The organism is Streptomyces sp. NPDC014891 (genome assembly GCF_043081085.1).
GTDB lineage: Bacteria > Actinomycetota > Actinomycetes > Streptomycetales > Streptomycetaceae > Streptomyces.
On record NZ_JBIBWF010000009.1, the window covers coordinates 230,838 to 249,141 of the forward strand.

Annotated in this window: 14 protein-coding genes and 1 pseudogene; 9 read left to right on the top strand and 6 right to left on the bottom strand. The window is 73.5% G+C overall.

All coding sequences use genetic code 11. The annotated features are described in order from the left end of the window. Window positions 1-129: 129 nt before the first annotated feature. Window positions 130-1,029: pseudogene (locus ACF09E_RS25635) on the bottom strand (pseudouridine-5'-phosphate glycosidase); the annotation flags it as partial. A gap of 273 nt (window positions 1,030-1,302) precedes the next feature. On the opposite strand from ACF09E_RS25635, the gene ACF09E_RS25640 reads away from it, so the two are divergent. From ACF09E_RS25640 to ACF09E_RS25655, 4 genes are all read left to right on the top strand, one after another. Then, window positions 1,303-1,659 carry a cupin domain-containing protein gene (locus ACF09E_RS25640; protein ID WP_361862215.1) on the top strand — a complete coding sequence of 119 codons (357 nt, stop codon included), beginning with the start codon at window positions 1,303-1,305 and terminating at the stop codon, window positions 1,657-1,659. 367 nt (window positions 1,660-2,026) lie between these two features. Then, the gene (locus ACF09E_RS25645; RefSeq protein WP_392207383.1) at window positions 2,027-3,367 is read left to right on the top strand and encodes a discoidin domain-containing protein; all 1,341 of its coding nucleotides are present in this window, start codon (window positions 2,027-2,029) and stop codon (window positions 3,365-3,367) included. Beyond that, window positions 3,367-4,659, top strand: coding sequence for an MFS transporter (locus tag ACF09E_RS25650; protein ID WP_392207385.1), 1,293 nt, complete (start codon window positions 3,367-3,369; stop codon window positions 4,657-4,659). Before ACF09E_RS25645 ends, ACF09E_RS25650 begins: the two co-directional genes overlap by 1 nt. Further along, window positions 4,656-5,657, top strand: a complete 1,002-nt coding sequence (locus tag ACF09E_RS25655; protein ID WP_392207624.1) for a hypothetical protein — start codon at window positions 4,656-4,658, stop codon at window positions 5,655-5,657. Before ACF09E_RS25650 ends, ACF09E_RS25655 begins: the two co-directional genes overlap by 4 nt. Window positions 5,658-5,751: 94 nt before the next feature. Here the strand turns inward: ACF09E_RS25655 and ACF09E_RS25660 are convergent, their stop codons facing one another. Continuing rightward, a complete protein-coding gene (locus tag ACF09E_RS25660) occupies window positions 5,752-7,044 on the bottom strand; it encodes an MFS transporter (protein ID WP_392207387.1) in 1,293 nt (430 codons plus the stop codon). 178 nt (window positions 7,045-7,222) lie between these two features. Beyond that, window positions 7,223-7,789: a methylated-DNA--[protein]-cysteine S-methyltransferase gene (locus tag ACF09E_RS25665; protein ID WP_392207389.1), complete on the bottom strand. Its 567-nt coding sequence runs from the start codon at window positions 7,787-7,789 to the stop codon at window positions 7,223-7,225. 209 nt (window positions 7,790-7,998) lie between these two features. On the opposite strand from ACF09E_RS25665, the gene ACF09E_RS25670 reads away from it, so the two are divergent. From ACF09E_RS25670 to ACF09E_RS25690, 5 genes are all read left to right on the top strand, one after another. Continuing rightward, complete coding sequence (locus ACF09E_RS25670) at window positions 7,999-8,892, top strand: MHYT domain-containing protein (RefSeq protein ID WP_392207391.1); 894 nt, start codon at window positions 7,999-8,001, stop codon at window positions 8,890-8,892. A gap of 62 nt (window positions 8,893-8,954) precedes the next feature. Further along, complete coding sequence (gene uvrB / locus ACF09E_RS25675) at window positions 8,955-11,084, top strand: excinuclease ABC subunit UvrB (RefSeq protein WP_392207393.1); 2,130 nt, start codon at window positions 8,955-8,957, stop codon at window positions 11,082-11,084. Between the two features lie 175 nt (window positions 11,085-11,259). Continuing rightward, window positions 11,260-11,838 (top strand): TerD family protein, encoded by a 579-nt coding sequence (locus tag ACF09E_RS25680; protein WP_361860594.1) that lies wholly within the window; start codon window positions 11,260-11,262, stop codon window positions 11,836-11,838. 108 nt (window positions 11,839-11,946) lie between these two features. Continuing rightward, window positions 11,947-13,875, top strand: coding sequence for a TerD family protein (locus tag ACF09E_RS25685; protein ID WP_392207395.1), 1,929 nt, complete (start codon window positions 11,947-11,949; stop codon window positions 13,873-13,875). A gap of 309 nt (window positions 13,876-14,184) precedes the next feature. Beyond that, a complete protein-coding gene (locus ACF09E_RS25690; RefSeq protein WP_361863300.1) occupies window positions 14,185-15,189 on the top strand; it encodes a TerC family protein in 1,005 nt (334 codons plus the stop codon). 73 nt (window positions 15,190-15,262) lie between these two features. Here ACF09E_RS25690 and ACF09E_RS25695 read toward each other — a convergent pair whose 3' ends face one another. From ACF09E_RS25695 to ACF09E_RS25705, 3 genes are all read right to left on the bottom strand, one after another. Beyond that, complete coding sequence (locus ACF09E_RS25695) at window positions 15,263-16,552, bottom strand: MFS transporter (protein WP_392207398.1); 1,290 nt, start codon at window positions 16,550-16,552, stop codon at window positions 15,263-15,265. Window positions 16,553-16,739: 187 nt separating this feature from the next. Continuing rightward, entirely contained in the window at window positions 16,740-17,396 is a 657-nt protein-coding gene (locus tag ACF09E_RS25700; protein WP_361861454.1) for an MBL fold metallo-hydrolase, read from the bottom strand. A gap of 49 nt (window positions 17,397-17,445) precedes the next feature. Further along, the gene (locus ACF09E_RS25705) at window positions 17,446-18,129 is read right to left on the bottom strand and encodes a maleylpyruvate isomerase family mycothiol-dependent enzyme (protein ID WP_392207400.1); all 684 of its coding nucleotides are present in this window, start codon (window positions 18,127-18,129) and stop codon (window positions 17,446-17,448) included. Between the last annotated feature and the right edge of the window lie 175 nt (window positions 18,130-18,304).

Below are 18,304 nucleotides of genomic sequence, written 5' to 3' on the forward strand. Positions count from 1 at the left end.
CGGCGTTCCCCGGCCGGCAGACGCTGCCCCCCCGCTCGCGGACGGCGTTGCATCTGAGGACTTTGCCTCCCCGCCCGCGGACGGCGTTCCCCCACCCGTAGACGGCGTTCCCCCGTCCCCGGCCGGCGTCGCGTAGGCCGCCGCGATCGCCGCCGCGAGCCGCACGTTGCCCCGTACCGCCGCCAGGTTGGCCTCCAGGGACGCGCCCTCCGTGTGGACCGTCAGGTATTCGAGCAGGAACGGCGTCACTGCCTGCCCGGTGATCCCCTTCTCCTTCGCCGCCGCGAGGCCGCTCGCGAGCACCCGGTCGTGCAGCGCGGGGTCCAGCTGCTCCGCCACCGGCACCGGGTTGGCCACGATCAGTGCCGCCCGCGGCCCGCCGAGCCGGTCCTGGGCCCGTATCACCGCGGCCACCGCCTCCGGGCTCCCGAGCGTCCAGTCGACCGGCTCGCCCGAGGAGGCGAGGTAGAAGCCGGGGAAGCGGTCCGTGCCGTACCCGGCGACCGTCACGCCGAGCGTCTCCAGGCGCTGGAGCGTCGCGGGGACGTCGAGGATCGACTTCACCCCGGCGCACACGACGGTGGTCCCCACCCGGGCGAGCAGCCGCAGGTCGGCGGACTCGTCCTGCGTCTCGGTCCACTCGCGGTGCACCCCGCCGAGGCCGCCGGTCGCGAACACCCGCACCCCGGCCGCGTCCGCGAGCCAGGCCGTCGCCGACACCGTCGTCGCCCCCGTGGCGCCGGTCGCCAGGGCCGGGGCGAGGTCGCGGTGACCCAGCTTCCGCACCTCCGGGTCCTCGGCGATCCGGGTCAGCGCCGCCCGGTCGAGACCGACCCTGGCGGTGCCGTCGACGACGGCGATCGTGGCGGGCGCGGCGCCCCCGGCCCGCACCAGCTCCTCCAGCTCCAGGGCCACCGCCAGGTTCCGCGGGCGCGGCAGGCCGTGGGCGATGATCGTCGACTCCAGCGCGACGACGGGACGCCCCGCGTGGAGCGCCTCGCGTACCTCTTCGGACACCTGTGTGGACATGTCCCATTCCTGGCGCGGCGACGAGCCCGGCAAACCTCGGCGGCGGGCATCGGCCACCCGGCCGAGGCTCCTTCGGATTCCGTCACGGGCCGCCCGGCGGGCCCGTCCGGAGCGGCCGCGCCACCCGTCCGGCGCTGCGCCCAAGGGCTCGTGCGGATTTCGTCGTCGTCCGGGGTTCCGGGCATCGTCCCTGGTGGAAGGCGAAACGGAGGGCTTCGGTCCACCCGGTCCCGGTCTCGGGGCAGCCCCGGACCCCCGCTACAGTCACCGCCCATGACGACACATGACCAGCCTTCCTTCGCCGTGCACATCCCCGACGCGGAGCTCGAGGTCGAGCCGCTCGACCCCGCCCAGATCGTCTCCGGCACGCCCGAGGTGACCGGCAAGGTGCTGTGGGAGTCCGCCGACGGCAAGCAGCTGCGCGGCATCTGGCAGATCACGCCCGGCGTCGTCACCGACACGGAGGCCAACGAGCTCTTCGTGGTGGTCTCCGGCCGGGCGACCGTCGCCGTCGAGGGGGGAGCCGTGCTGGAGCTCGGGCCGGGCGACGCCTGTGTGCTGCGCGAGGGCGACCGGACGACCTGGACCGTGCACGAGACGCTGCGCAAGGCGTACCACATCAGCCTCTGAGCACCCCCGCGCCTCGTGGCGCGCTCCGGTCCCCGGGGGCCGCTCGGGCCCCCGGAGGCCGGCCCCGGTCGCCCCTGAACTCGCCTGCCCACGCCGGGAGTCGAGGTCTGGTAGGAAACCTTCCTATCCGCTAGCATCCCGGCAGCGGCTCGGCGCGGCGCCCCCTCGCAGGGGCGTGACGCGCTCAGCGAGAGCTCTGACCCGGCCGCCGAGCACCCTCCGCCGCGTGGCGCCCGAATCGCCACCCGGCCGGTCGCCCGTGTCCGCACCCACGGCACGGGCGCCCCGGCCCGCCGTCGTGCGACGACCCGGGGTGCGCCGCACCGGTGTCCAGCTCTCGCCGACCCCCAGGCCAGGGAGCCCAGGTATGCGCCTGAACGCCTCCGCCCCACCTCGCCGCACCACGACCCCCCTCCCCTTCGTCCTCGCCGCCGTGCTGCTGCTCGTCGGCGGACTCCTGCTCGCCCTCCCGGACCGGGCGGGCGCCGCCGCCGACGTCCTGATCTCCCAGGGACGCCCCGCCACCTCCTCCTCCATCGAGGACGGCACCCTCGGCCCGGAGAAGGCCTTCGACGGCGTCTCCGCCACCCGCTGGGCCAGCGCCGAAGGCGTCGACCCCCAGTGGATCCGGGTCGACCTCGGCCCCTCGGCCACCGTCTCCCGCGTCAAGCTCGTCTGGGAGGCCGCGTACGCCAAGGCCTACCGCGTCGAGATCTCCGCCGACGGCACCACCTGGACCCGCCTCGCCACCGAGACCGCGGGGAACGGCGGGACGGACGACTGGACCGGCCTCACCGGCCGCGGCCGCCACCTCCGCGTGTACGGGACCGCCCGCGGCACCTCGTACGGCTACTCGCTCTTCTCGGTGGAGGTCTACGGCACCACCGGCACCACGGAGCCGCCCACCGGCGCCTTCACCGTCGTCGCGGCCGGCGACATCGCCGCGCAGTGCACGGCCTCCAGCAGCTCCTGCGCCCACCCCAAGACCGCGGCCCTGGCCCAGCGGATCGCGCCGTCCTTCTACCTGACGATGGGCGACAACCAGTACGACGACGCCCTGCTCTCCGACTTCCGCGCCTACTACGACAAGTCCTGGGGCGCCTTCAAGGCGAAGACCCGACCCGTCCCCGGCAACCACGAGACCTACGACCCGGCCGGCCCGCTCGCCGGCTACAAGTCCTACTTCGGCGCGATCGCCTACCCGCAGGGCAAGCCGTACTACAGCTACGACCAGGGCAACTGGCACTTCGTCGCGCTCGACTCCAACTCCTTCGACGACGCCGCGCAGATCCAGTGGCTCAAGGACGACCTCGCGCGGAACACCAGGGGCTGCGTCGCCGCCTACTTCCACCACCCGCTGTACTCCTCCGGCGGCCACGGCAACGACCCCGTCTCCAAGCCGGTCTGGCAGATCCTCTACAACGCCGGGGCCGACCTGGTGCTCAACGGCCACGACCACCACTACGAGCGCTTCGCCCCGCAGGACCCCGACGGGCGGGCCACCGCCGACGGCATCGTCGAGATCGTCGGCGGCATGGGCGGCGCCGAGCCCTACGACATCGAGACCGTCCAGCCCCACAGCCAGAAGCGGATCAGCGGTCCCTACGGCGTCCTGAAGCTGGACCTGACCGACACCACCTACACCTGGCAGTACGTCGGCACCGACAACCAGGTGAAGGACTCCGGCCCGTCCTACACCTGCCACTGATGTACCTCGCGACCACCGGTCGCCCGGACGCGCCGCCCGCCCCCTCGGGGGTCCGGCGGCGCGTCCCCGGCACCGTCCTCGCCCTCGGCGCGGTCAGCCTGGTCACCGACGTCTCCTCCGAGATGGTGACCGCGGTCCTGCCGCTCTACCTCGTCCTCGGACTCGGTCTCTCACCCCTCCAGTTCGGGCTGCTCGACGGCCTCTCCACCGGCGCGACCGCGCTCGTACGGCTCCTCGGCGGCGCCGCCGCCGACCGCGGAGGCCGCCACAAGGAGGTCGGCGGCCTCGGATACGCCCTGTCCGCCTGCTCCCGGCTCGGTCTCCTGCTGGCCGGCGGCGCCACCGGCTGGATCGCCGCCGCGCTCGCCGCCGACCGGCTCGGCAAGGGCGTCCGCACCGCCCCGCGCGACGCCCTCATCACCCTGCACAGCCCGCCCGAGGACCTGGGCCGGGCGTTCGGCACCCACCGGGCCATGGACACCACCGGCGCCCTCCTCGGCCCGTTGGCCGCCTTCGCCCTGCTGTGGGCGACGGCCGACGCGTACGACGCCGTCTTCGCGGTCAGCCTCTGCGTCGGGGTGTTCGGCGTCCTGCTGTGGATGCTCCTCGTCCCCGGCCGGCGCCGGGGTCCCGCCCCGCGGACGTCTGCCGTCGCGGCCGAGCCACGCGCGCGTGGCGGCCTCCTCCGCCGCTTCGACGGGCCGCTCGGCGGGCTGCGGGTTCCCGGGTACCGGCGGATCGTGCTCTGCGCCGGCATCCTCGGCGCCGCCACCGTCGGCGACGCCTTCCTGTACCTGCTGCTCCAGCGCCGCCTCGCGTTCGACCCGACCTGGTTCCCGTTCCTGCCGCTCGGCGCCGCCGGCGTCTACCTGCTGCTCGCCGTCCCCGCCGGCCGCCTCGCCGACCGGACCGGGCGGCGGGCACCCCTCCTGTACGGGCACGCGGCCCTGCTCCTCGCCTACGGACTGCTCCTCACCCCCCTGCCCGGCCCCGCGGTGCTCGTCGGCGTCCTGCTCCTGCTCGGGGTGTTCTACGCCGCCACCGACGGCGTCCTGATGGCCCTGGCGGGCCCCTTCCTGACGGAGGGCCGACAGGCCGGCGGGCTCGCCGTCGTCCAGACCGCGCAGGCGGTGGCCCGACTCGGCGCCGCCGTCGCGTTCGGCGCGCTCTGGACCGCGAGCGGTCCGGAGACCGCGCTCGTCTCCGCGATCCTCGCCCTCACGGCCGCCCTGTGCTGCGCCGCGCGGTTCCTGCCCACCCCTCCCTCCCCGCCCTCCGAGAGGAGCGACTGACCGTGTCCGAACCGGCCGACGCCCACCGGTCCACCCGCACGCGCGTGTGGATCCTCGTCCTGGCCCTGCTGCTGCTCGGCGGCGGGGCCACCGCCTACACGCTCCGCGCGGCCTCGGGCCGCGAGACCGCGGTCGCCGGGACCGCCGACCCCGGCTTCACCCTCGACCGCGACACCGGCGCGCTCTACGCACGGGACACCGCGAGCGGCCGCGTCGCGCGACTGGACCCGGCCGCGCCCGGCGGACGGGTGGTGGGCGGCCCCACCTGCGACCGCTTCCACGCGGCCGGGTCCACCGCCCTCTGCCTCCGGCGCAGGCCGGGCGTCCCGGCCCGCTCGTACGCGATCGTGCTCGACCGGCGCCTGCGCGAGGTGCGCCGGATCGGGCTGCCGGGCATCCCGAGCCGGGCCCGGGTGTCGGCCTCGGGGAACGTGCTCGCCTGGACGCTGTTCGCGACCGGCGACTCCTATGCCCGATCGTCCTTCTCCACCCGGACCTCGATCCTCGACCTGCGGACCGGCTACCTGGTCAAGAACATCGAGCAGATCCCCCTGACCGTCGGAGGCCGCCGCCACCACGCCCCCGACGTCAACTACTGGGGCGTCAGCTTCGCCGCCGACGACAACCGCTTCTACGCCACCGTCTCCACCGGGGGCCGCACCCGTCTCGTCGAGGGCGACCTGCGGAACTGGTCCGCCAGGACCCTGCGGGAGAACGCCGAGTGCCCCTCGCTCTCCCCGGACGGCACCCGGCTCGCGTTCAAGAAGCGGGTCTCCGACGGTCCCCGGGAGCCGTGGCGGCTGTACGTGTACGACCTGCGCACCGGCCGCGAACATCCGGTCGCCGAGCGGCGGGGCATCGACGACCAGGCCCTGTGGACCGATCCGCGGACGCTCGCGTACGGCCGCGGGGGAGGGATCTGGTCCGTCCCGGCCGACGGCACGGGCGCGCCGCGCCGGCTGGCGGACGGCGCGTCCTCGCCCGCGGTGCCCCGCTGACCGGCCGGCCGAGAGGGGGCTGACGTCGTACGGTGCGAGCCGCCCGGCCGAGGGGGCTGACGTCGTACGGAGCGAGCCGCCCGGCCGAGGGGGCTCACGCCGTACGGAGCGAGCCGCGGATCGCGAGCGCCGCCACCGGCAGCAGCAGACAGGCGGCGATCGCGTTCAGGGGTCCGTAGCCCGCCTGCGCCACGACCAGGCCCGCCACGAGGCCGCCGACGCCGGCGGCGGTGTTCATCACGAAGTCGGAGAGCCCCTGGACCGCGGCCCGCGCGGCCTGCGGCACCGAGTCCGTGAGCAGCGCCGAACCGGCCACCAGACCCGCCGACCAGCCCAGGCCGAGGACGAACAGGCCGACGGCGGTCCGGCCGTGGCTGGGCCCCGCCGTGCCCGCGACGAGCGCCGCCGCGCCGATGAGCCCCACCGCGAACCCGATGACCGACAGCCTGCCCAACCGGTCGGACAGCCAGCCCATCAGGGGGGAGAAGGCGTACATGCCGGCGATGTGGCCGCTGATCACCAGCCCGACCAGCTGGATGTCGGCCCCGTGGTGGGTGAGCGCCACCGGTGTCATCGACATGATCGACACCATCGCCGTGTGCGAGCCGGCGACGGTGACCACCGCCAGGCGGGCCTTGGGCGACTCCCGCACGGCCCGCAGCCCGGCCCGCAGGGAGCGTTCCTCCGGGGCCTCGCCCGCGCCGGACGCGTCGATCGCGCGGGCGGTGAGGAGGGGGTCGGGGCGCAGCAGCACGGCCACCACGACCGCCGCGACGACGAAGACCCCGGCGGCCCAGACGAAGGGACCCGCGGTGGCGGGGATGCCGAGGCCCGCGACGCTCCGGCCGGCCGGAGCGGCGATGTTCGGGCCGAGGACGGCCCCGACGGTGGTCGCCCACACGACGGTGGAGATGGCCCGCGCCCTGCGGTCCGGCTCGGCGAGGTCGGCGGCGGCGAAGCGGGCCGCCAGGTTGGCCGAGGACCCCGAACCGAAGCCCACGAGGCCGAGGAGCAGGAGGGGGAAGCTCCCGGCGACCGCCCCGAGCACGGTGACGCCGGCGCCGACCGCGCCGATGAGGTACGCGAGGACGAGGCCGGCCCGGCGGCCCCGCGAGGCCATCAGGGCGGCCAGCGGCATGGCGAGCAGCGCGGGCCCGGCGACGGTGGCCGTCGACGCGAGACCGGAGAGCGCCTCGGAGCCGCTGACGTCCCTGGCGAGTACGGCGGCGAGCGCGACGCCGGTGGCGATGCCGAGGCCCCCGAGGATCTGGGTGGCGACGAGCACGGCCTGGACGCGGCGGCGCAGCGCGGGGAGCTCGGCGTCGGTGACGGAGCCGGATATGGGGGCGGGCAGGGTGGCGTCAGGGGCGCCGGGGGTGCGGGTCACTTACGTGAGTGTGCCAGCCGTCCCACTTGATGGGAACGCCTCCCGGCGGGGCTTCCGGCAGGGCTCTCGGCGAGTCTTCCCGGAGGCCCGGAGGCCCGGGGCCGGGCGCCGCGCGCCGGACGGATCGCGAGGAAGAGCTGCTCCGAGGGCGACGAGCCACTGCGGACGGGAGAGCCGCTCAGAACAGCGTCGCCGGCAGCACTCCTTCGAGCGCGAGCAGCTGCCGCTTGGTCTCCAGGCCGCCCCCGAAGCCGCCGAGACCGCCGTCGCTCTCCACCACCCGGTGGCACGGCACCACGACCGGCAGCGGATTGGAGCCCATCGCCGCGCCGACCGCCTGCGCCGCCCCGGGCCGGCCCACGCGCGCGGCCAGGTCGCCGTAACCGACGACCGTGCCGTACGGCACGGACGACGCCAGCTCGCGCAGCACCTCCCGGTTGAAGCCGGCCGTCAGACTCCAGTCCAGGGGCAGGTCGACATCGCCCGGCTCGCCCGCGAAGTAGCGGTCGAGCCCGCGGACCGCACCCGCGAGCAGCCCCGAGGCCCGCTCCACCGGCTCGGCGCCCAGCCGTGTGGCCAGCCGGTCGAGCATCCGGTCCCGCCGCGCCGCCTCGGCGTGGAACTCCACGCGGACGAGCCCCCGCCCGGTCGCGGCGAGGAAGAGCGGACCGATGGCGCACTCCATGACCGCCCACTCCACGGGGACGGCCCTCCCGTCGCCCTCCGGCCACGCTTCGATGTCCATGCCGCCCACGGTACGACCCGGCACCGACAGCCGGCCCGGAAACCGGCCGCAAGATCACGAAGAGGTCTCGCTCAGGTCTCACGAGCGGAAATTCCCCGGTCACATGGTCGTGACGCGCGCGGCGCGCCATAATCTCGCCCCGGTAGTACTACCCAGCGGTACCGACTGTTTTCGGACGACGTGGCACCAGGGGTGGAGGACAGACGCTCATGCAGGGCACGGTCGACGGATTCAGCTACGGGATCGTCACTCCGGTGGCGGCCTTCCTCATGGCGTGCCTGGGCGGCGCCCTGGGCCTGCGCTGCACCACGAGATCCCTCCGCCACCGCGACAGCTTCAAGGCGGGCTGGCTGGCCCTCGGCGCCACCGCGATCGGCAGCGGCATCTGGACCATGCACTTCATCGCGATGATGGGCTTCTCGGTCCAGGAGGCGCCCATCCGCTACGACCTGCCCATCACCTTCGCCAGCCTGGGCGTGGCCGTCCTGATGGTCGGCATCGGGATCTTCATCGTCGGGTACCGGGGGGCGACCGCCCTCACCCTCGTCACCGGCGGCACCATCACCGGCCTCGGTGTGGCCACCATGCACTACCTGGGCATGGCCGGGATGCGTCTGCAGGGGCGCGTCGAGTACGACACGCTCACCGTCGCGACGTCCGTGGTCATCGCCGTCGTCGCGGCCACGACGGCCCTCTGGGCGGCCGTTTCCGTCCATGGATTTCTGGCCAGTCTCGGTGCGAGCCTCGTGATGGGCGTCGCCGTCAGTGGTATGCACTACACCGCCATGGCGGCGGTCAGCGTGCACCTGCACGGCGCCGACCCCGTCGAGGGCACCGGCGACACCGCCACCTCGCTGCTGCCGATGCTGATCGGCCCGGCGGTCTTCCTCATCCTCGCCGCCGTCGTCGTCATGTTCGACCCGCTGCTCGTGATGGGCGATCCGGACTGGCAGGGCCCGGCCCGCACCCCGCGCCGCCCCGGCGTGCCCGCCCCGCGCCACGTCCCGTCCTTCGGCGAGCCCGCCAACTGGACCGCCCGGCCAGCCGGGCGGGGCGCCCGCAGGACCGTCCCGCGGGGCGGCCACCGCTCCCAGGACTGGTGACGGAGGGCCGCCGCCGGGCCGATCACCACCCGACTGTCGGTGCCGGGTCGTACGGTGGTGGCATGCGGCCCGTTTCCAAGATCGAACGTTCGGTGGCGCCCTTCGAGGTCGTCAGCTCCTACCAGCCCAGCGGCGACCAGCCGACGGCCATCGCCGACCTGGAGCGGCGTATCCGCGCGGGCGAGAAGGACGTCGTCCTCCTCGGTGCCACCGGCACCGGAAAGTCCGCCACCACCGCGTGGATGATCGAGAAGCTCCAGCGCCCCACCCTGGTGATGGCGCCGAACAAGACGCTGGCCGCCCAGCTGGCGAACGAGTTCCGCGAGCTCCTGCCGAACAACGCGGTCGAGTACTTCGTCTCGTACTACGACTACTACCAGCCCGAGGCGTACGTGCCGCAGTCGGACACGTACATCGAGAAGGACTCCTCGATCAACGAGGAGGTGGAGCGCCTCCGGCACTCCGCGACGAACTCCCTGCTCACCCGCAGGGACGTCGTCGTGGTCGCCTCCGTCTCCTGCATCTACGGCCTCGGCACGCCCCAGGAGTACGTGGACCGGATGGTCCCGCTCAAGGTCGGCGAGGAGCTCGACCGCGACCAGCTGCTGCGCCGCTTCGTCGACATCCAGTACACGCGCAACGACCTGGCGTTCACCCGCGGCACCTTCCGGGTCCGCGGCGACACCATCGAGATCTTCCCGGTCTACGAGGAGCTCGCCGTCCGGATCGAGATGTTCGGCGACGAGATCGAGGCCCTCTCCACCCTCCATCCGCTCACCGGCGAGGTCATCAGCGAGGACCGCGAGCTGTACGTGTTCCCCGCCAGCCACTACGTGGCCGGCCCCGAGCGCATGGAGCGCGCGGTCAACGACATCGAGCGCGAGCTGGAGAGCCGCCTCGCCGAGCTCGACAAGCAGGGCAAGCACCTGGAGTCCCAGCGCCTGCGCATGCGGACCACCTACGACATCGAGATGATGCGGCAGATCGGCTCCTGCTCCGGCATCGAGAACTACTCGATGCACTTCGACGGCCGCGAGCCGGGCTCCGCGCCCAACACCCTCATCGACTACTTCCCCGAGGACTTCCTGCTCGTCATCGACGAGTCGCACGTCACCGTGCCGCAGATCGGCGCCATGTACGAGGGCGACGCCTCCCGCAAGCGCACCCTGGTCGACCACGGCTTCCGGCTCCCGTCCGCCCTCGACAACCGCCCGCTGAAGTGGGAGGAGTTCCAGGAGCGCATCGGCCAGACCGTCTACCTCTCCGCGACCCCCGGGACGTACGAGCTCTCCCGCGGAGACGGCTTCGTCGAGCAGATCATCCGCCCCACGGGCCTCGTCGACCCCGAGGTCGTGGTCAAGCCCACCGAGGGCCAGATCGACGACCTTGTCCACGAGATCCGGCTGCGCACCGAGCGCGACGAGCGCGTGCTCGTCACCACCCTCACCAAGAAGATGGCCGAGGACCTCACCGACTACTTCCTGGAGCTCGGCATCCAGGTGCGCTACCTGCATAGCGACGTCGACACCCTGCGCCGGATCGAGCTGCTGCGCGAACTGCGCGCCGGGGAGTACGACGTCCTGGTCGGCATCAACCTCCTGCGCGAGGGCCTCGACCTCCCCGAGGTCTCCCTCGTCGCCATCCTCGACGCCGACAAGCAGGGCTTCCTGCGCTCCGGCACCTCCCTGATCCAGACGATCGGCCGCGCCGCGCGGAACGTCTCGGGCCAGGTCCACATGTACGCGGACCGGATCACCCCGGCGATGGAGCAGGCCATCGACGAGACCAACCGGCGCCGCGAGAAGCAGATCGCGTACAACACCGAGCACGGCATCGACCCGCAGCCGCTCCGCAAGAAGATCAACGACATCGTCGCGACCATCGCGCGCGAGGAGGTCGACACCGAGGAACTCCTCGGCACCGGCTACCGGCAGGGCAAGGAGGGCAAGGCCGCCAAGGCCCCCGTCCCCTCGCTCGCCACGCACGGGGCGAAGGGCCGCGGCAAGACCGGCTCGACGGTCGAGCTCGGCGACCGGCCCGCCTCCGAACTGGCCGCCATCATCGAGGAGATGACCGACCGGATGCGCGCCGCGGCGGCGGAGCTGCAGTTCGAGGTGGCCGCCCGGCTCCGCGACGAAGTGGGCGAGCTGAAGAAGGAGTTGCGCCAGATGAAGGAGGCCGGGCTCGCCTGACCCGCGGGGTCCGGCGGGGGCGGGGCGGTCCGCCCGTCAGGCGCTCCGGTGTGTTGCAAGACCGACACAAAACCGGACCTCGCCCCCGCGCTGTCAGTGGTGCTGCGTAATGTGCTCGGCAACCGCACGCACCGGAACAGCGGACGCGGGGAACGCCAACGAGAGGGGCAGACGCGTGTCGGTCAACATGACCAAGGGTCAGGCCATCAGCCTGGAGAAGCGGGACGGGGGCAGCCTCAGCCAGGTGCGGATGGGGCTCGGCTGGCAGGCCGCGCCGCGCCGCGGTCTCTTCGGCAAGCGCACCCAGGAGATCGACCTGGACGCCTCGGCCGTCCTCTTCGCGGACAAGCAGCCGGTCGACGTGGTCTTCTTCCGCCACCTGGTCAGCGACGACGGCTCGGTCAAGCACACCGGCGACAACCTGGTCGGCGGCGCGGGCCAGGGCGGGGACGACGAGGCGATCCTCGTCGACCTCCAGCGCGTCCCGGTCCACATCGACCAGATCGTCTTCACGGTGAACTCCTTCACCGGCCAGACGTTCCAGGAGGTGCAGAACGCCTTCTGCCGCATCGTCGACGAGACGAACGGCCAGGAGCTCGCGCGCTACACCCTCGACGGCGGCGGCAACTACACCGCGCAGATCATGGCCAAGGTGCACCGGGTCGGCTCCGGCTGGCAGATGACCGCCCTGGGCAACCCGGCCAACGGCCGCACCTTCCAGGACCTGATGCCGGCGATCCTGCCGCACCTGTAGGCAGCACCGCACCGCACCCGTCCACAGCTCCCGGAGGCAGCAGGCCCCCGGGAGCTGTCCCGCATGAACCGCACCTGCCGAACGCCGAACGCTGAGGGGACAGAGCCGATGACGGCCGAGCTGGTCCGGGGGCAGAACCACCCCCTGCCCGACACCCGACTGGAGATCCGGGTGTCGGCCGGTCACCCGGTCCTCGCCGGAGCCACCCTCGGCGACGAGCAGGGCCGGGTCCCCGGCGCGGAGTGGATCGCCCACCCCGGAGCGCCCTCCCTGCCCGGCGTCGACGTGCCGGGACAGGCCGCCGCCGACCACCGCCTCACCGTCGACCTGGACGCCGTGCCCGGCGCCGTCCACCGCGTCTCGGTGCTCCTCGCGCTGCCCGGCCCGCGCGCCGGGGGAGCCGCCCGCTTCGGATCGGTCGCCGCTCCCTTCGTCTCCGTCGCCGTCCCCGGCGGCACCGAGATCGCCACCTACACGATCACCGGGCTCGACAGTGAGTGCGCGGTCGTCGCCCTGGAGCTGTACCGCCGGCAGGGCGCCTGGAAGGTCCGCGCCATGGGCCAGGGATACGAGGGCGGGCTCGCCGCCCTCCTCGGCGACCAGGGCGTGCCGCACCCCGCCGAGCTGGCCGCGCGGATCCTGGAGGCCGTCGTGCCCGCCCCGGCCCCGGTGACCGCTCCTGCGCAGCACGCGCCCGGGGCGGAACGGGTGCACAGCACCGCGCCGCCGGCCGCCGCGGACCCCGCTCCGACCGTCCCGGTGAGCCCGCCGCCGGTCCCGGACGCGCCCGCGCCGACGACGGGCGGCGGTCCCGTCGACTACGCGCATCCGCGCCGCCGGACCGCTCCGGCACCCGGCCCCGCGGCCGCCCCCGAGCCGGAGCGGGAGTCCCGGCCGGGGCCGCCCGCGCCGGTCGCCGGGGACGCGTCGGGCTGGTCCATGGACGAGCGCCTGTACAACCAGGTGTGGGGCATGTTCGAGGACCTGGCCAGGACCGCCGCCGCGTACCGGAGCGCCTGCGAGTTCGCCGAGAACCGGCTCGATCGGGAGCTCGACCAGACGCTCTCCGACTACCGTGCCCGCGCCGACGGCGCCAACGACGCCGCGCGGGCCGCCGCGCGGGCCCGGCACGACGAGCTGGTCGCGCGGGCGCGCGAGGTCCTGGACCGGGATCTCGCCCAGCTCGTGGCCGAGTCCGAGGTCGTCGAGCCGGCCCTGCCGGTCGCCTTCGCCCGCTGGGAGAACCCCGTCTGGCAGGCCTACCGCGTCCCGGCCGAGGAGCCGATGGCCGTCCGCCTCGGCGACCTGCACCTCCCCGAGCGGACCGACCTGCGGATCCCGATGCTCGTCCGGCTGCCCCTGGAGCGGGGGCTCTGGGTGGACAGCGGCCGCGGCCACTCCGAGGCCGCCGCCCTCCTCGACGAGACCGAACTGCGCCGGCTCGCGCTGGACTGCGCGGTCGCGCACGCGGCCCGGCTGCTCGCGGCGCACCCCGCGGGCGCGTTCACCGTGCACGTGGTCGACCCGGCCGGCGCGGGTGCCGCGGCCCTCGCGCCGCTCGTGGAGTCGGGGGTCCTCGCGGCCCCGCCGGCCCGGGGCGCGGCAGGGGTCTCGGCCGTCCTGGAGCAGCTGACCGAGCGCGTCGACCTGCTGCAGATGGCGGTGCGCGCGGGTGCGTCCGACGCCCTGCCGCCGGGACTGGACGGTGCCCGCCAACTGCTGCTCGTGCACGACTTCCCGCACGGCTTCGACGACCGGGCGGTCACCCGCCTGCGGTACCTCGCGGACGAGGGGCCCTCGGTCGGCGTCCATCTGCTGATGGTCGCGGACCGGGCGGACGCGTCCGCGTACGGGCCGCTCCTCGACCCGCTGTGGCGCTCGCTGCTCCGGCTCACCCCCGTCGCCGACGACCACCTGGCCGATCCGTGGGTCGGCCACGCCTGGTCGTACGAGCCGCCGATGCCCCCGCGGGGCAGCGGGGTGCTCCGGCAGGTCCTCGGACAGGTGGCGGCCGCCCGTCGAGGAGGCCGGTCCTGACCGTCTCCCCAGGGCCCGGGAGGCCCGAACGGCCCATGGGGCAGGGCCGGTTCCGATCCTTCTGACCTGGCCTCTTGGGGGCTCTTTACCCTTCTCTTTACCTTCTCTTGGTCTTTCGGGTACTCTTCTTCCTGCGGAGGGGAGTACTCCCCATTGCGCGGCGTACCCGTCAATACGGACGGATCATCCTGATCCGATCCCGGGGCGTCGGCCCGGCGGCGATCGTCCGTCGCCCGGGTGGAAGAGACCTCCGGCAGCGACGACGCTGATCAGTAGCCGTACGACGCCGGAGGCGCAGTGGACGTTTCAATGACCCTCTGGGTGGTGACCATTCTCGGTCTCGCCGCCCTGATCGGTGCCGACTTCTTCATCGGGCGCAAGCCCCATGACGTGTCGATCAAGGAAGCCGGGATCTGGACCGTCGTCTGGATCGTCCTGGCCGTCATCTTCGGGCTCGGCCTACTCTTCTTCGGCAACGCCCAGGCGTCCGGCGAGTTCTTCGCCGGATACATCACCGAGAAGTCGCTCAGTGTCGACAACCTCTTCGTCTTCGTCCTGATCATGGCGAAGTTCGCGGTGCCCTCACACCTCCAGCAGCGCGTGCTGCTCGTCGGTGTGGTCATCGCCCTGGTGCTCCGCACGATCTTCATCGCCGCGGGCGCCGCGATCATCGCGAGCTTCTCCTGGGTCTTCTACATCTTCGGCGCGTTCCTGATCTACACCGCCTGGAAGCTCATCCAGGAGGCCCGCGCCGACGAGGACGAGGACGACTGGGAGGAGAACCGCCTCCTCAAGAGCGTGGAGAAGAGGTTCGGCGTCGCCGACCGCTACCACGGCACCAAGCTGTTCATCGTGAACAACGGCAAGCGGATCATGACCCCGCTGATGGTCGTCATGCTCGCGATCGGCACCACCGACATCCTCTTCGCCCTCGACTCCATCCCGGCGATCTTCGGCCTCACCCAGGACCCGTACATCGTCTTCACCGCCAACGCCTTCGCCCTGATGGGTCTGCGGCAGCTGTACTTCCTGATCGGCGGCCTGCTGAAGAAGCTGGTCCACCTCAGCTACGGCCTGTCGGTGATCCTCGGCTTCATCGGCGTGAAGCTCGTGCTGCACGCCCTGCACGAGTCCGGGGTCCACGTCCCCGAGATCAGCATCCCGTTCTCGCTCGCCTTCATCGGCGGCGTCCTGGTGATCACCACGATCACCAGCCTGATCGCCTCGAAGAGGCAGTCGGAGCGGGAGGCCGCCGAGGCGGCCGCCGGTGGCGAGGGCGTCGACGACGCCAAGAAGGACAGCATCGGCGCCTGACCCGCGCGACACGCGGCACGCACACGGCGACGGCCGGCCGGGGACTCCCCGGCCGGCCGTCGCCGTTCCCCGCTCAGGCCGAGGCGGCCTCCGGATCCGCCCTCCGCACCGTCCTGGCCGGCAGGGTCTCCGGGAGGAGCGCGAAACAGCCGAGACTGACGAGGGCGACCACGGTCAGATAGGCCGCGACGCCCCACGGCGGGCCCGAGCCGCCGCCCGAGAGGGACGTGGCCACGATCGGGGTCAGGGCGCCGCCCAGCACCCCGGCGAGGTTGTAGCCGACGGCGGCGCCCGTACAGCGGACGCGGGGCTCGTACAGCTCCGGGAGGTACGCCGCCACCACCGCGAACATCGTGATGAAGGCCAGCAGCGCACCCAGGAAGCCCAGGAACATCAGCCACGGGCGCGCCGTGTGCAGCAGGCCCACCATCGGGAACATCCACAGCGCGGAGGCCGCGCACCCCGCCAGGCACAGCGGCCGACGGCCCCAGCGGTCGGCGAGGACCGCGACGAACGGCGTCACCGCCCCCTTGATCGCGACCGCCGCCATGACGCAGCTCAGCATCACCGTGCTGCTCACCCCGAGCCGCTCGGTCCCGTAGGCCAGCGCCCAGGTGGAGACCGCGTAGAAGGTGGCGTAGCCGACCGCCAGCGCCCCGGCCGTCAGCAGCACGAGCCGCCAGTGGTCACGGGCGATCTCGGCCAGCGGCGCGCCCGCGGTCCGCCCGGCCGCGGACAGCTCCTCGAACTGCGGCGTCTCCGTGAGCGAGGAGCGCAGCAGGAGGCCGGCCGCGGCGAGCAGACCGGCCGCCCAGAACGGCACCCGCCAGCCCCAGGAGCGGAACTCGGCGTCGGTCAGCCCGGCCGAGAGGGCCAGCATCACCCCGTTCGCCAGCAGGAAGCCGATCGACGGGCCGATCTGCGGGAAGCTCGACCAGAGGGCGCGCCGGTGCTCGGGGGCGTGCTCCGCGGTGAGCAGCACGGCCCCGCCCCACTCGCCGCCGAGGCCCAGGCCCTGGAGGAAGCGGAGCACGAGCAGCAGCACCGGGGCGGCGATGCCGATCGTCCCGTACGTCGGCACGCAGCCGACCGCGACCGTGGCGACGCCGGTCAGGAGCAGCGAGGCGAAGAGGACCGGGCGCCGTCCGTACCGGTCGCCGACGTGCCCGAAGAGGACCGAGCCGAGCGGCCGGGAGAGGAACCCGACGGCGAAGGTGCCGAAGGCGGCCAGGGTGCCGGCGAGCGGCGAGAAGGTCGGGAAGAAGAGCGGCCCCAGGACGAGGGCGGCGGCCGTCCCGTAGACGAAGAAGTCGAAGAACTCGATCGCGGTGCCCACGAGCGAGGCGGCGGCGAGCCGGCCCATCCGGGGAGGGGCGGGCGCCGGGGGCGGGACGGGCGGAACCGCGGAGGACGGGGAAGCCGGTGGCGACGGAGCGTTACGGGAGCTCATGCCGCGCCAACTACCCCGCCGCCGTCCGCGTTACGGGGGCGCGCGGAAGCGCGGTGCTGCTCAGCCGCGCGCTCTCGGCGTCCGGGCGCCTCCGCGGGGGCTACCAGCCGCGCTCGCGCCACACGGGGAGCGAGGGTCGCTCGTCACCGAGCGTGGTGTCCTTGCCGTGCCCCGGGTAGATCCAGGACTCGTCGGGCAGGACGGCGAAGAGCTTGGTCTCCACGTCGTGGATCAGGCTCGCGAAGGCCTCGGGGTCCTTCCAGGTGTTGCCCACCCCGCCGGGGAAGAGGCAGTCGCCGGTGAAGACGTGCGGGTGGCCGTGCGGGTCGTCGTAGACGAGGGCGATCGACCCCGGGGTGTGCCCGACCAGGCGGCGCGCGGTCAGCTCGACCCGGCCCACCCGGATCACGTCCCCGTCCTCGACGGGCACGTCGGTCGCGACCGGGATGCCCTCCGCGTCGTACGCGCCGGCGTACGTCACCGCGCCGGTGGCGGCGACCACGTCGGCGAGCGCCTGCCAGTGGTCCCCGTGCCGGTGGGTGGTGACGACGGACGCGATGCCGTCGTCACCGATCAGGGTGAGGAGGGTGTCCGTGTCGTTGGCCGCGTCGATCAGCAGCTGCTCGCCGGTGGCCCGGCAGCGCAGCAGGTACGCGTTGTTGTCCATCGGGCCGACCGCGACCTTCGAGATCATCAGGTCCGTCAGCTCGTGCACGTCCGCCGCCCCGCCGACCTTCACCACTCCGCTGTACGTCATGCGCTCAGACTAGTCCCGCCCGCGGAGAGCGGGAGGCCGTGGAGGCCCCCTAGAGCGGGGGGAGCTTAGGCAGCGGGCCGCCCGTGGTCCGCAGTGCCGCGCCGTCGCGGCGTCCGGCCAGCCAGCCGAGGAGGTCGGCGGCCGGGCCCGTGACGGTCACCCCGCCGGAGGTGCCGCCGGTCTTCCACTCCTGTCCGTCGTCGGTCCGGAGGGACGTCGCCGGGACGCTCTCCAGTCCGGCGAAGCGGTCGGCGAGGAAGGCGGTCTCGCGGGCGGTGAACTCCTCCGGCAGGTCCTCCAGCTCGTAGCCGACGCCCAGGTCGACGTGGTGGAGGTCGACCTCGGCCCAGCGGCGGAAGGGGATCCGGGAGGCGCTGTCGAGGACCCCGTTGCGGAGCTCGACGGTCCGGCTCCAGTCGGCGGGCTCCGCGCCCAGGGCCTGGAAGCGGTCCGCGGTCGCGCGCAGGTCGGCGAGCTGGACGTCGAGCGGGCGGCCGGAGTCGCGCCTGATGTCCGCGTCCCGGGTCGCGGCGTCCGGGTACATCGGGAGGCCCCGGAGGACGTTCACCAGGGCGTCGGCGTTCCGGGCGACGTGGGCGAGCACGTGGCCGCGGGTCCACCCGGGCAGCCGTGACGGCTCGGCCCCGGCGGCGTTGTCCAGGGAGGCGGCCGCCGCCAGCAGCCTTTCGGTCGCTGCGCGGACGTGAGCGAGGTCGCGTTCGTGGTCGATCATGGCGCCGACCTTAGTGGCAGCCGGGTACCACCACTCGTTCGGGTGAACAGGTCTCCACGAGTCCGGAAATCGAATGTGCGTGCTATAGGCTCGAAGGAAGCATCCGGCATCCTTGAAGCGTTGGGTGTGACAGGCACATCAGCTCGCCGCAGCACTCGTCCTGCGGCACCCGCTC

Coding starts and splice junctions, on each gene's coding strand:
- ACF09E_RS25640 (WP_361862215.1), top strand. CDS start 1,303: ATGACGACACATGACCAGCCTTCCTTCGCCGTGCACATCCCCGACGCG.
- ACF09E_RS25645 (WP_392207383.1), top strand. CDS start 2,027: ATGCGCCTGAACGCCTCCGCCCCACCTCGCCGCACCACGACCCCCCTC.
- ACF09E_RS25650 (WP_392207385.1), top strand. CDS start 3,367: ATGTACCTCGCGACCACCGGTCGCCCGGACGCGCCGCCCGCCCCCTCG.
- ACF09E_RS25665 (WP_392207389.1), bottom strand. CDS start 7,789: ATGGACATCGAAGCGTGGCCGGAGGGCGACGGGAGGGCCGTCCCCGTG.
- ACF09E_RS25670 (WP_392207391.1), top strand. CDS start 7,999: ATGCAGGGCACGGTCGACGGATTCAGCTACGGGATCGTCACTCCGGTG.
- uvrB (WP_392207393.1), top strand. CDS start 8,955: ATGCGGCCCGTTTCCAAGATCGAACGTTCGGTGGCGCCCTTCGAGGTC.
- ACF09E_RS25685 (WP_392207395.1), top strand. CDS start 11,947: ATGACGGCCGAGCTGGTCCGGGGGCAGAACCACCCCCTGCCCGACACC.
- ACF09E_RS25690 (WP_361863300.1), top strand. CDS start 14,185: ATGACCCTCTGGGTGGTGACCATTCTCGGTCTCGCCGCCCTGATCGGT.
- ACF09E_RS25695 (WP_392207398.1), bottom strand. CDS start 16,552: ATGGGCCGGCTCGCCGCCGCCTCGCTCGTGGGCACCGCGATCGAGTTC.
- ACF09E_RS25700 (WP_361861454.1), bottom strand. CDS start 17,396: ATGACGTACAGCGGAGTGGTGAAGGTCGGCGGGGCGGCGGACGTGCAC.
- ACF09E_RS25705 (WP_392207400.1), bottom strand. CDS start 18,129: ATGATCGACCACGAACGCGACCTCGCTCACGTCCGCGCAGCGACCGAA.